This window comes from Bifidobacterium sp. ESL0800 (assembly GCF_029395355.1).
Classification (GTDB): Bacteria; Actinomycetota; Actinomycetes; order Actinomycetales; family Bifidobacteriaceae; genus Bifidobacterium.
Window position 1 is genome coordinate 1,710,255 of sequence record NZ_CP113913.1, and the last position, 13,398, is coordinate 1,723,652.

Annotated in this window: 10 protein-coding genes; 6 read left to right on the top strand and 4 right to left on the bottom strand. The window is 59.6% G+C overall.

The annotated features are described in order from the left end of the window. The first annotated feature begins 24 nt into the window (after positions 1-24). Together OZX75_RS06680 and OZX75_RS06685 are read left to right on the top strand one after the other, a co-directional pair. Positions 25-1,371 carry an MFS transporter gene (locus tag OZX75_RS06680; RefSeq protein WP_277145873.1) on the top strand — a complete coding sequence of 449 codons (1,347 nt, stop codon included), beginning with the start codon at positions 25-27 and terminating at the stop codon, positions 1,369-1,371. A gap of 222 nt (positions 1,372-1,593) precedes the next feature. After that, positions 1,594-2,982, top strand: a complete 1,389-nt coding sequence (locus tag OZX75_RS06685; protein ID WP_277145874.1) for a GH1 family beta-glucosidase — start codon at positions 1,594-1,596, stop codon at positions 2,980-2,982. Between the two features lie 206 nt (positions 2,983-3,188). On the opposite strand, the gene OZX75_RS06690 is transcribed toward OZX75_RS06685, so the two are convergent. The 3 genes from OZX75_RS06690 to rhmD all read right to left on the bottom strand — a co-directional run bounded on the left by OZX75_RS06690 (position 3,189) and on the right by rhmD (position 6,103). After that, on the bottom strand, positions 3,189-3,971 hold the full coding sequence (locus tag OZX75_RS06690; RefSeq protein WP_277145875.1) for an IclR family transcriptional regulator: 783 nt from the start codon (positions 3,969-3,971) through the stop codon (positions 3,189-3,191). Positions 3,972-4,004: 33 nt separating this feature from the next. Next, positions 4,005-4,778: an HpcH/HpaI aldolase family protein gene (locus OZX75_RS06695; RefSeq protein WP_277145876.1), complete on the bottom strand. Its 774-nt coding sequence runs from the start codon at positions 4,776-4,778 to the stop codon at positions 4,005-4,007. A gap of 98 nt (positions 4,779-4,876) precedes the next feature. Beyond that, positions 4,877-6,103 carry an L-rhamnonate dehydratase gene (gene rhmD / locus OZX75_RS06700; RefSeq protein WP_277145877.1) on the bottom strand — a complete coding sequence of 409 codons (1,227 nt, stop codon included), beginning with the start codon at positions 6,101-6,103 and terminating at the stop codon, positions 4,877-4,879. A gap of 193 nt (positions 6,104-6,296) precedes the next feature. On the opposite strand from rhmD, the gene budC reads away from it, so the two are divergent. The 4 genes from budC (at position 6,297) to OZX75_RS06720 (ending at position 10,864) form a co-directional block, all read left to right on the top strand. Next, positions 6,297-7,094 (top strand): meso-2,3-butanediol dehydrogenase, encoded by a 798-nt coding sequence (gene budC / locus OZX75_RS06705; RefSeq protein WP_277145878.1) that lies wholly within the window; start codon positions 6,297-6,299, stop codon positions 7,092-7,094. A gap of 185 nt (positions 7,095-7,279) precedes the next feature. Continuing rightward, positions 7,280-8,296: an amidohydrolase family protein gene (locus OZX75_RS06710; RefSeq protein ID WP_277145879.1), complete on the top strand. Its 1,017-nt coding sequence runs from the start codon at positions 7,280-7,282 to the stop codon at positions 8,294-8,296. Positions 8,297-8,550: 254 nt separating this feature from the next. Continuing rightward, positions 8,551-9,786: a ribonucleotide-diphosphate reductase subunit beta gene (locus OZX75_RS06715; protein ID WP_277145880.1), complete on the top strand. Its 1,236-nt coding sequence runs from the start codon at positions 8,551-8,553 to the stop codon at positions 9,784-9,786. Positions 9,787-9,898: 112 nt separating this feature from the next. Next, complete coding sequence (locus OZX75_RS06720; protein WP_277145882.1) at positions 9,899-10,864, top strand: LacI family DNA-binding transcriptional regulator; 966 nt, start codon at positions 9,899-9,901, stop codon at positions 10,862-10,864. A gap of 114 nt (positions 10,865-10,978) precedes the next feature. Here OZX75_RS06720 and OZX75_RS06725 read toward each other — a convergent pair whose 3' ends face one another. Continuing rightward, positions 10,979-13,378: a glycoside hydrolase family 2 TIM barrel-domain containing protein gene (locus tag OZX75_RS06725; RefSeq protein WP_277145883.1), complete on the bottom strand. Its 2,400-nt coding sequence runs from the start codon at positions 13,376-13,378 to the stop codon at positions 10,979-10,981. Positions 13,379-13,398 lie beyond the last annotated feature (20 nt).

The following is a 13,398-nucleotide window of genomic DNA, read 5'->3' on the forward strand; positions in this document are numbered from 1 at the left end:
GTACAACAAAGAAAAGGAAGAACCATGGAACTCAATGACGAGCCTCGTCCGGATACGGATGAAGGCCAGATTACGACAGACGGCGCTGCAACCGCAACCGTTGCCGTAAAGAATCTCAGCAATCTCGCACCCGACACCGGCAAGCCTTTGGACATGAAAGCCAAGATTCGATTCGGCATCGGCTTCGTCCTGTTCGGCCTGCTGTGGATGACAGCAGGAACCGCCGGCTCCGCCGTGCTCCTTCCCCAGCGATTCAGCGAACTGAATATCGGCGTGCCCGAGGTGATTCTCGGCACCATGAATTCGGTGGGCTGCGTGTTCGCACTGGTCTCCAATATCGTTTTCGGCGCATTCAGCGACGTGACGCGTTCACGATTCGGCAAACGTACACCGTGGGTCATCGTCGGTGGGTTCATCGCCGGCGGCGGATATGCGATTACCGCCACCAGCACAACCCTGTTCGGCATCGTCGCCGGCTGGTCCATCGTCCAGATCGGCGTCAACTGCATGATCGCCCCGGCAATCGCCGTGCTCTCCGACCGCATTCCCGAAAACGTGCGAGGCACCTTCTCGGCATTCTACGGCGGCGCGGATCTCGTCGGCTCATCGCTCGGTACCTTCGTCGGAGCCAAATTCATCTCCAACATGGGCACCGGCTTCACGCTCGGCGTCGCGTTGTTCATCTTCGCCGGCGTGGCCGCAGTCCTCGCCTGGCCGCGTGAACTTTCCTCAAAGAGCACCGGAAACGCGGAAAAGCTGCACTTCTCCGAAATCGCCAAAGCCTTCATCCCGCCCACCAAGAACTGCCGCGACTTCTATCTGGCCCTCTGCGGCAGGCTCATGTTCATTCTCGGTTGGCAGATGATCGGCGGCTACCAGCTCTATATCCTGCAGAAGTACTGCCATATGAGCAAAACCGTTTCCGCAAGCGTGCTTTCGCAGATGGCGGCGCTGGCCATGGTGGTCCAGATCATCATGTCGCTGGTCTCCGGCCCGCTTTCCGACAAGCTGCACAGGCGTAAGATCCTGGTGTTCATCGGCTCCGCAATCATCGCCGTCGGCCTTGCCATCCCGTGGTTCTTCCCGACCAAGGAAGGCATGCTGGCCTACGCGCTCGTCGGCAACTTCGGATACGGCATGTACAAGGCCGTCGATCAGGCGCTGAACGTCGACGTCCTGCCCAGCGGCGATGAGGCTGGCAAGGATCTGGGCATCCTCAACCTCGCCAATACCTTGGGCCAGGTCATCGCGCCTGTTATCGTCAGCGCCATCATCGTGGCGACCAACAGCTACGCAATCCTCTTCCCGATTGCGATCGCCGGTGTGATGATCGGAGCAATCATCATCATGTTCATCAAGAAAGTGAAGTAGCCATCAGGCGATTCATCATCAGATGACACGATACAACGAACGTCGGCCCCAGGAAGTGTGGTGGGACCGACGTTCACTATATTCATTCCGCTTCCCAAACGAATTCCGGTCTCGGTGATATCGGAACAAAACCGGACAGCGGCACAGTAGCTGTACAACAGCAGCACAACAGCAGCACAACAGCGCATCAGTACACAGCAGTACACAGCAGCAAGGAGCATCATGGCTTTCACATTCCCGAACAACTTTACCTGGGGCGTCGCAACGGCGTCCTACCAAGTCGAAGGAGCTTCAGAGGAAGACGGGCGCGTGCCCTCCATCTGGGACACGTTCTGCCAGCGACCAGGCACCATCGCCGACGGCTCTTCGGGGCGCAACGCCTGCGATGAATACCACCGATACCCCGAGGACATCGATCTGATGAAGCGACTCGGGGTCACAGCCTACCGTCTTTCAATCGCCTGGCCACGTATCGTCACCGAAGACGGAACGGTCAACCTTGCCGGCATCGACCATTACCGTCGTCTCCTCGAAACCTTGCGCAAGGCCGACATCAAGCCCGTGGTGACGCTTTATCACTGGGATCTTCCGCAATACCTGCAGGACAAGGGAGGCTGGGCGAGGCGCGATACCGCGTTGCGCTTCGCCGATTATGTCGGCTGTCTGGCCGATGCGTTCGGCACGCAAGTCGATACGTGGACGACGCTGAACGAGCCGTGGTGCTCCGCATACCTCGGCTACGGCAGCGGTGTGCACGCCCCGGGAATCCAAGATTACGAACAGGCTTTGAAAGCCGTTCATCACCTCAATCTTGCCCATGGGCTGGCCGCCAAAACCATACACGAGCAATTGGGGGACGATACGCGGGTGTCGGTGACACTCAATCTTTCCGTCGATATCGCACAAAGCCAAGCACCGGAGGATATCGCCGCGAAAAAACGGATGGACCTCATCGCCAACGAGGTGTTCCTCGAACCGATGCTGGAGGGACGCTACAATCCGGAAATCGCCGAAGCGACCAAAGACATCACCGATTGGGGCTTCGTCGAGGACGGCGATCTGGAAACGATCCATCAGCCGATTGCGGCCTTGGGACTGAACTATTATTCGACCAAGCACGTCAGGCGCCGCCAAAATCCCGAAACCGAAACCGCAAGGAACGCCATGCCCGCACAGGAGGACGTCGAGGTCCTGCCCCCCGAAGGCGAATTGACCGCGATGGGCTGGAATCAGGAGCCGGCGGCGCTCAAGCGAACGCTTATCGATTTGGGAAAGCGGTTCCCCGACATCGAGCTGATGATTACCGAAAACGGTTCCGCCTGGGACGATGCGGTTACGGCCGACCCCTCGGCCCCACACGGCAAGATCGTGCACGACCCGCAGCGCGTGGCTTATATGCGGGCGCATCTGAAGGCCGTCGCCGAAGCCATCGACGCCGGCGCCAGCGTCACCGGATATTTCACATGGTCGCTGCTCGACAACTTTGAATGGGCGCTGGGTTATACCAAGCGTTTCGGCATCATCCGTGTCGATTACGACACCCAGGAACGTATCTGGAAGGATTCGGCGCTGGAATACCGGCGCATCATCAAAGCCAACGCCATAGAGTAGGCACGCCGATCCCCATCCACGCGGATCGAACCGATAAACCGGGTCGCGCCAAATCACCACACAATGTCTGTTGGTGCGGCCCAATTTGGTTTATCTCAATTCGGTACATCCCGATTCGGTATGGCTGGATTCGGCTTGGCTGAGCCTTAATCGAGCCCCAATCCAGGCGCAACCACATCAACCTGCAAAGCAAGTCGGATGCCTCTCTAGCCCTTCTTGCCCGCCCAACCAAGCTCGGCGGAAATCGAGGCGGCGGCATCGGCCACCAACGGGCCGACCTCGCGCATGCGTTCGAAGGGCATGAAGGTCTTGAAACTCGAGACGGAAATCGCACATACGATTGTGCCGGATTCGTCGCGCACCGGCGCGGCCACGCAGCGCACGCCCGGCTCGTTTTCCTCGAGATCGTAGGCCACCCCGCGTTTGGCATAGCGTGCCATCGCGTTGGCGAAGGCCTTCGCCCCGGAATAATTGTGCTCCGGCTGGCGTTCCATGCGCTTGCGATCGTCGATATACTGCTTCTCCCAACGGTCTCTCTGGTCGAGCAGAAGCGCTTTGCCGATGCCCGTGTAGGTCAGCGGCATCCGGCAGCCCGGCCACGAACGAATCTCGACGGAACGTGTGCCGTTGACCTTGTCGAGATACAGCGTCTCGCCATCGTCCTCGACGGCGAGGTGGATGGTGTCGCGGGTGGCGTCGGAAAGGTCGAGCAAATACGGACGGGCGACGGCGCTGATCGACGTGTCCTCGCGCGCCTGGAAGCCGAGCTCGATCAGGGCGGGGCCGAGCGCCAGGCTGCCGTCGACGTTGTCGCGCAGCATGCGCTCTCCACGCAGCGCCTGAATCAAGCGATGCGTGGTGCTCCGGCTCAGCCCGGTGGCCTCGGTCAGCTCACGCAGTGTGCGCGACCCCGCGGCGACGGCTTTGAGCACCGCGATGCCGTTGATCAGCGTCTGGGCACCACGCACGTTCGTGGTTCCTTCGTTCATAGAGTCCACGATAGTCGCCCGTCCGTAGTTGCATTACTTGTATTGCGCGAGCGCGGCGTCAAGACCGTGCACATAGACGTCGGTATCGCCGGCAACCGCCACGAAATCGGCACCCCACGCGAAATACTGCTTGGCGGTGGGCGCGTCGAAGGCGAGCGAGCCGACGGCCTTGCCATGTGCCTTGATGACGTCAAAGGCGTGATGGACCTCGTCGCTGATGGCGGCGGCGTCGTCGGGATGGCCGAGCGAAGCCGAAAGGTCGGCGGGTCCGATGAAGACGCCGTCGATGCCCTCAACGCTGGCGATCTCTTCGATATTGCCGAGCGCCTCGCGCGATTCGACCTGTACGATCAGGCAGATCTCGCTGGCCGCGTCACGCATGTAGTTCGGGATCATGCCCCAACGCCCGGAACGTGCGATGGAACCGCCGACGCCGCGGATGCCCTTGGGCGCGTAGTTGACGGCCTTGACCATCAGCTCGGCCTGCTCACGGTTGTTGACCATCGGGATCAACAGCGACTGAGCACCGATGTCGAGCACCTGCTTGATGCGCACCGGGTCGGCCGCCGCCGGACGCACAATCGCCGGGGTATCGTAACCCTGGCAGGCGCGAAGCTGTGCCTCGATCGTCGTCAGGTCGTTCGGGCCATGCTCGCCGTCGATGAGTATCCAGTCGTAACCGATGCCCGCGGCGATCTCCGCCGACGTGGGGGATCCCATCGCGACCCACAGACCTTTGAGCTGCTTGGGGCCGGGCTGACGGATCGCCGCCTTGAACGGATTATGTTTCAATTGCTGTGTAGCCATGATGTTCCTTCTCTCCATTCGCACAAACCCATGGCCGCCGAAAGAAACCACGGCGATACGCGCGATATCTTTGGCAGCCATGGGCTGGCACGATTCGATTAATGCTTGAACGGACGCTCGAGCGGGCAGTCGCGGTTGAGTTCGACACCGAAACCGGGCTTGTCCAATTCCTCGGCGGTGATGATGCCATCATGAGGCACCGGCTCGCCGATCAAAATCGGGTCGAACTGCGGACGGATATGGTCGGCCTTCGGAGCCGTCATCAGCATCTCGCTGAACGGGGTGTTGGTGAAAGTGATCACGGCGTGGTGCGAATAGACGGACGAGCCGTGAGGCACGACCAGCTGGCCGTGGGCCTTGGCGACCGCCGCGATTTCGCACAGCGACGTGACGCCGCCGCACCAACCGACATCGGGCTGCAGGATGTCGACACCCGCGTCGGAGAGCTCCTTGAAGCCTTCGAGCGTGCCGGTGTGCTCGCCGGTGGTCATCAGCATGCCCGCCGGCATCACGCGCTTCAACTCGCGGTAGGAATCGATCTGGCTGGCGGGGAAGCATTCCTCCATCCACTTGAGCTTGTACGGCGCGGCCGCGTGGGCGAACTTGGTGGCGTAATTGACGTCCATGCTCATCCAGCAGTCATACATCAGCCAGAAATTGTCGCCGACCTTCTCGCGCATATCGGCGAGCGTCGCAATGTCTTTTTCAATACCCTCGTCACCGAACGCCGAGCTCCAGTGGGTCGGCATCTTGCCGCCGATGAAGCCCATTTTCTGGGCCAAATCGGGCCGTGCACCCGTGGCATAGAAGTGGATCTCGTCGCGTACCGCGCCGCCGAGCAGCTTGTAGACCGGCATCTTCAGGACCTTGCCGTAGAGGTCCCACAGCGCCAGATCGACGCAGGAGACGGTGTTGATCACCACGCCGCCGCCACCGGAATAGAAGAGCGTGGCGTTGAGCATCTGGTCGTGGATCAGCTTGATCTGGTCGACGCGCTTGCCTTCCACGAAGCGCGAAAGGTGATGCTCGACGATGAAGCAGCCGATGGCCCCGGCCGTGGAAATCGCGAAGCCCGTGGTGCCGTCGCTGGCCTCGACCTCGACCACCAGCGTGCCCAATACGTTGAGGCCAAAGCTCTGCCGGGACTGCTCGTATTCGGGGTATTTGCTCATCGGCGTGGCGATGTGGTCGTCGATCCAATGGCCGGGCCCTTGGTCGTGATAGTCTCCGCCGCCCTGCCCGTGGACCTTGGCCGCAGCCCCACCCATGGAATAGGCGCGGATCGCGGTAATCGTGGGCATCTTCAATGATGGTGCCAATGTCATAGCGATTCCTCTCCGTTAAAGAAAAAACAGTGCCGATATCCAGATTATCGCGCGCATATATTTGTCCCTATATATGAAACATCGTTCCAAATATGGTGAAATAGGATATATACAGGATTTTTGCGCACCTCGATTGCGCTCGGCAGCCGTCGCCCGCGAAAGTCCGGCATCGTCAAGCAACGAAGGAGTGTTCATGACCAGCAATTCTTACGATTTCAATGGCAAAGTCGTCATCGTCACCGGCGGCGGCACCGGCATCGGCAAGGCCGTCACGCAAGGGTTCCTCGACAACGGCGCCACCGTAGTGGCCGTGGGCCTGCGCAAAGATCCGCTCGAAGACACCGTAAAAGGCTACAAAAACGGACATATCCACATCACCGACGTTTCCGACCACGCGCAGGTCAAGGAACTCGTGCAATCCGTCGTCGACGAATTCGGCCACCTCGACGTGGTCGTCTCCAACGCGGGCATCTTCGAGGGCGGCGAGGTGGAGCACGTCTCCGACGAAGTCTGGCACAAGCTCTTCTCCGTCAACCTCGACGGCCTCTTCTACCTGACCAAGGAAGCCTTGCCGCACCTGATCAAATCGCACGGCAACATCGTGGTCGACACCTCCGTTTCCGGCCTGTACGGCGACTGGGGGCAGACCGCCTACAACTCCACCAAGCACGCCATGAACGGCTTCGTGCGCTGCGTGGCCCTCGACTACGGAGCCAAAGGCGTGCGCATCAACGCTTTCGCGCCCGGCTTCATCGAAACCGACATCAACAAAGAAGTGTGGAGCGACCCCGAGCGCGTGGCGCCCTACACGCAGCGCGTGGCGCTTGGGCGCACCGGACGGCCCGAGGATTGCGCCGGAATCGCGCTGTTCCTCGCCTCCGACGACGCCGCATACCTGACCGGCCTGGTCGTGCCCGTCGACGGCGGCACCACCGCGGCGACCGGGCAGGGCCGCAACTCCTACGAGAACGACACCCGTTCCGTATTGTGAGATACTCGGCTGTCAGCTTGTCCTGATTCCGGCAAAGTCCAATCAGGACAAGCTGACACCCACTTGGTCACCAGAGAAACGGCAGCCACGTTCCCAACGATATCGGCACGTTGGCCGTATTCGGCAAACAGCAATACGATGGCCCTTATTATTTAATACAATTTTCATGTCAAGGGTGACGTCAAATGAACACTTCATATGAACGCGACAACTCAAAAAATCCGGAGCCAGCGGGTGAACCTGCGGTTTTCAGCGAAACCGTGACGGACCGTCTGACGACGATCATTCCGGAGACGCGAGCGCAGGCCACCAAGCCCCGGCCCTTTATCGACACACACGTCCACTTGATGAAAGCCTCGCTCTACTCGTGGTTCAATCCCTCGAAACCCGCGACATTCGAGGGGCCGTGGGACCCGCTGTTTACCATGGGCGACTTCACTGCCGACAAGCTGGCCCAGGAAGCCGAAGGCACGCCGATAGAGCTGAAAGGCGCGGTCCACATCCAGGCGAACGCCGACGACTCCATCGCCGAGATCGAGGCGGTGGAGGCCATGGCCGCACGCTCGGCCTGGCCAATCAGAATCATCGGCGGCGGCGACCTGAGCGACCCCGATATCGAAAGCCTTTTGGAGCGCGAAGCCACGTTCGCCGACGTACGCGGCGTGCGGCAAAACCTCAACATCCATCCGCATCCGCTCTATGCCTATGTCGACAAATCCTATATGGACGACCCGCAATGGCTCAAGGGACTCGCGCTGCTCAAAAAATACGGCATGAGTTTCGACATGCAGCTTTACCCCACCCAATTCGCGCGCGCCTGCGAGGTCATCGACGCCAATCCAGAGACACTGTTCATCATCGACCACGCCGGTATGTGGGCCGACCGGGACCTTGCCGGATGGCAGCTGTGGAGCAAAGGGCTGCGAAATCTGGCACAGCGCGATAATTGCGCCATAAAGATCTCGGCGCTGGCCTCGCTCGACCACCGCTGGACCTTGGAAAGCATCAAACCCATCGTCTATACGATTCTCGACGCTTTCGGCACCGATCACGTCATGTTCGGCTCGAATTTCCCCGTCGACAAGCTGCACGGCACCTACGGTGACATCGTGCACGGCTTCGCACGCTGCGTCGAAACGCTTTCCGAACCCGAACAAGACGCGCTGTTCGTTGACAATGCGAAGCGTTGGTATCGTTTCTGAAACATTCTGAAACAGTTTCGCAAGTCCGTAGAAGGATTTTGAGGCATTTCCAGAACAATTCCGAAAGAGACTTTCATAAATGATCGGAACAGTTTCGGGAGTACTTGACGCATTTCCGAAAAGGATTTTCGAAAAGGATTTCTGCACTATTCTACGGACATCATCTCTTGCATCTTTCGCTCAGCGAATACGGGAGCGGGCCTCGGTAATCTAGAAGGCAGAACCCCTTTTGTTGATCTATGTAAGGAACATCCATGCCCTTCACCGCTATGAACTGGAATCTCGCCGGCGCCAACGCCGACGCGGACCGCGACGCCTTCAACGCCATGACCGCGAACCTGTGGACGCCGGAACAGGTTTCGCTGGCTGACGACACCAAGGATATTCGCGGGCTGGGCGATGCTCAGCGGGTTGCGCTGAGCCGCATTTTCGCGGGCCTTGCCGCAGTCGAATCGCTACAGGCCAGCGGCGCGACGAGCGTTCTGAGCACCGACGCCGGCAAAGGCAGCGACCACACCGGTATCGGGCAGGCCGTTTTGACCGCCATCGCATTCGGCGAATCCATCCATACGAAAGCTTATTCGGCGCTGATCGCGGCGCTCGGCAATAACGACGGCAATAGCAGCGACAACAACGACACGCAATCCCCATTTGCCTGGACCGAGCAGAATGAATCGATGCAGGCAAAGCTGCAACTGCTCAATGATGTATATGCAACTGATTTGAATATTCCAAACGTCACTGTTTCCGGCGCAGCGGAGCAATCAAACCAAAACGCGGGCACTCCCGCCAATTCGCTGGGCATCTCGTCACCGGACGAGATTGCGACACCAAACTCTTCGGCTTCAGATTCTTCAAGTGTTAACAACGACAATTCCGGCGCTGGGAGTACCCCCGACCTCGGCGCGCTCAAACGGCTCGCGGCGGCCGTGTTGGCAGAGGCTCTGCTGGTGGAATCCAGCTTCTACCTGCCGATGTGGCTTTCCAGCCGAGGGGCAATGACGAAATCCGCCGATATCATCCGCCTGATCAACCGCGATATCGTCACTTCCAGCTCGTACCTCGGCTCCGTTTACCAGCGTAAGCTCGAGCAACTCGACGACAGCACCCGCGAGAATATGCGCCAATACGTTTACGACCTGGCCAACAACCTCTATTTCGCCGAAGAGGACTACAGCTACACCTTGCCATACGCCGACCTCGGCCTCGACGACGACATCGAGAAGTTCCTGAGCTACAACGCCAACAAGGCACTCTCCTACTTGGGATATCCCGCCCTGTTCCCCGCCGAGATCAGCCAGCCGAACCCGGCCGTCACCGACGAGCTCAACGATATGGAATCCGTGATGTCTGCGCTCAAATCCGGCAGTCTGTTCGCCGGCACCGGCATCAACTCCACGGGCACCGCCGCCACTTCGCCTTCGTCTTCGACCGGCGCCACCGCGGCCAACACCGCCGAAGAAACGAACGACGACGACTGGGACTTCTGAGTGACTACAGCGGGGATTGCGCACGACCGGGCCACTGCCGTCTTATGCGTCGTCCTCTTTGCTGTGAAGTAATATAAACTTGAGAAAAACACCGATTCGCGAAAAGGACAGCATGACAGTAACCAGTACCGACGTTGCGCGTGCTGCAGGAGTCTCGCGAACGACCGTAAGCTACATCCTGAACGGGAAAGGCGAGCAGTTCACCGAAAAAACCCGCAAATTGGTGAAGAAGACGGCCAAGGATCTCGGATATCGCCCGGTCGCTGCGGCACAGACCTTGGCACGCGGATCCAGCAACGTCATTCTGACGCTCATTCCTCTTTCCCCGAACGTGGAATTCATGGCGATGATGTCGCAATTGGCCCAGCGGCTTTCCAAGGAATCGCAGACATTGCTGATGATGCCTCCCGCGGTGTCGGCCAAAGATTTGGAATACACCGTCCAGACCGTGCGTCCGCGCCTTTTCCTCGCGGAGACCCACTTGACGCCTGCACAGAGAAAAGTACTGAAGAAAGCCAAGACACCGTTCGTGGACGTCGCCGCCGAAACCTCACGCAAAGGCGGCATGAACTGGCGTATCGGGCAGCTGCAGGCCGAGCATCTCAGCGCGTGCGGCATCACGCAATTGGTGTATGCGCGCCTCTCCACCGCAGAAAACGACGTCATACAAAAGGCTCGCCAGGCCGGCTTCTTCGCGAAATGCGACGAGCTGGGGTTGCCAAAACCGGTTACCGTCACCGTCAACCCGCAATCAGACCTGAACATCGACATCATGCGGTCGCTGAAAAAACATGCCGGCATCGCTTGCTATAACGACGATACCGCCGCGGCGATGCTGGGCGCCGGGCATCTGATCGGGCTCAGCGCACCGGACGATTTCGCCATCATCGGCGTCGACAACACCACGATCGCGCTGCAGACCGATCCCCAATTGAGCACGATTGCCACCAAAGGCGAGATATTGCCTCTGATCGACACACTTCTTTCGATTCCCGAGAATTCCGGCGATTACACGACCTGCAAGAATCCGAATCTCACGGTCATCACCCGCGGCACGACGAAAAGCGGACTCGCGTAAACCAAAAGGCGCTTCCAAGCCGATACCTTGCATATCAGCTCGAAAGCACCTTTCAAGTTGCCTTGAAAACCGGGGCTTCGATTGGGTTTCGATTGAACTCCGATTAACGCCGCATCACGATAGATCCAGCGTCGCCTCAGGCACACCCGGCGCGGACACCGCAATCCGGCAATCGCCCTCGCCCGGCCTTACAGCCGCCAAAGCCCTGCCTTCATAGGTGGTGCAGCTATCGGCGAGGAAGGATTCCTCGGTCACGCTCCGGCCGGTGCCCAAGCCTTGCAGTGTCCCGTCGAACACGGATACCGAAATGTGAAGGTCAGCGTCTTGGCAGACCTGCCCATCGGCATCGAGCACGGAGATTTCGACCAGCTTGATGTCGTCGGCAAGTTCCCGATGCTCCGGCGCGAAGGCGGAAAGCCGCACTTCAGCCGGCTTGCCCGTGGTCTTCAGCTGCGTCTCACCGACTTTTTCGCCGTTACGGTAAGAAATCGCGCTCAGCGTTCCCGGCAGGTAGGGAATCACGGCTTTCGCCATATAGTTCCTCTCCTCACCCACGCTGGCCCGCGCCTTTTCCTCGCCGTTGAGGACGAGCGCCACCTCGTCCGCATCGGCGTACACCTCGACGGTCACCGGGGTGTTCTCCGCGATATCCCAATTCCAAGAGGCTTTCGCGTCCGACCACGACCAACCTTGCGGCACGGCCGGATTTTCGGCGTGAGCGGGGTCTTCGACGGCGATATAAGGAGCTTTGCGCAGCCCGAAAACAATCTCGCGATAATACGAAATCGGCTGCCGGACACCGATGATGTCGATGTCGCCGCAATTGCCCGTCAAGGCCGGATACGGTGCCGCGAACGGCGCCTCTTCGCCGGGATACTTGGGATTGCCGAGTCCCGTCTCACCCAAGTAATCCCAGCCGGTCCACGTGAAATCGCCCAAGACATACGGCAACTCGCTGACCAAGGCCCACAGCCTGTCGATTTTCGACGGGAAGGTTTCCGAGCCGACAAAAATACGGTTCGGATGCGTCTTGTGGTCCTTCTGATAGCGGAGCTCCCCATAGTTGAGGCCGACCACATCCAACGCGCCGGCGGTCTCCTCTATCACCGCACCGACCTCGGGACGGCCCATCAGCTCGTTGGTGGCGTCGTCGGTGGAAAGAATCGCGTTGAATCCCTGCTTCTCGCTGCCGGATTGTGCGACAATCCTCATCAGCTCGTCACGGGCGGCCATGGCACCGTTGATGGCGGAGGTCACGAAACGCGTGGAGTCAAGGCTGCGAACCTCGTCCGCCAGCAATCTTGCCTGACGTGCGCCGAAACGATCGCCGCTCTCCAGGATCTCGTTGCCGACCGAATAGAGGATGACGCTCGGATGGTTATAGTCGCGAACGACCATGGCATCCGTGTCTTGCCGCCAATTCGCCTCGAAACGACCGGAGTAGTCATCGGCGTTTTTGCTGTAATGCCACATGTCGAACGTCTCGTCCATCACCAGCATGCCGACCCGATCGGCCGCTTCGAGCATGGCACGGGACAGCGGGTTATGCGAGGAACGAATGGCATTGAAACCGGCGGCTTTGAGCAGACGTACACGCCGCTCCTCCGCGGCGTCGAACGTCGCGGCGCCCAGAATCCCGCTATCGGGGTGCACGCAGGCACCGCGCAGCTTCACCGGCTGCCCGTTGATGCGCAGGCCGTGGCGCGGGTCGAGTTCGAGGGTGCGGAACCCGAACTCGGCCGACGTCTCGTCGAGCGCGGCATCCTCTTCAAGGACCTTGGCTTCCAGCCGATACAGGTTCGGATGCTCCACATCCCACAGCGCAGGATCAGCCACATAAAGGCGCTGGTGCACACCCGCCGTTTCGCCGGCGAGAATGGTCGCCTTGGTGCGTTCCGTGTTGCACACCTTGCCGTCCGCGGACAGTATGGAGGTCTCCAACGTCACGGTCCGGGTCGTCACCGAATCGTTGACCACATCGGTATCGACTTCGACGGTGCCGTCGCCGCCGCAAACAGACGGCGTGACGCGCGGGCCGACAGCGGTGATATGAACGAGGTCGCCGACGAGAAGGTTGACCGGACGAATCATTCCGGCGCCCGAATACCAGCGCGAGTCCCGATGGGCACGGCACTCGACGGTGATGGTATTCGTCTGTCCATAGTCGAGATAGGGGTTTGCGGGAATGTAGAAACGCGAATACCCGTAGGAATGCTGCCCGGCATATGCGCCGTTGATATATACCATCGCATCTCGATAAACGCCTTCGAATTCGAAAACGACGCGTTTGTCGGCCCACTGCTCAGGCACTTCGAACGACTTCTTATACTGCCAGGCCCCCGACGAGAAATAGCCGACGGACGAGCCGTCCGAGCCGTCCTTCGAACGGCCACCGGCAAGCATGGCGTCATGCGGCAATGTCACCCGCTGCTTGTTCTGGTCTCCGGCGGATTCAAAAATCGAGCCGAGCGGCGCGAACAGCCAATCGTCATTGTAGGGTATACGTTTCATCATGTTCCTTCCTCATGAAATCG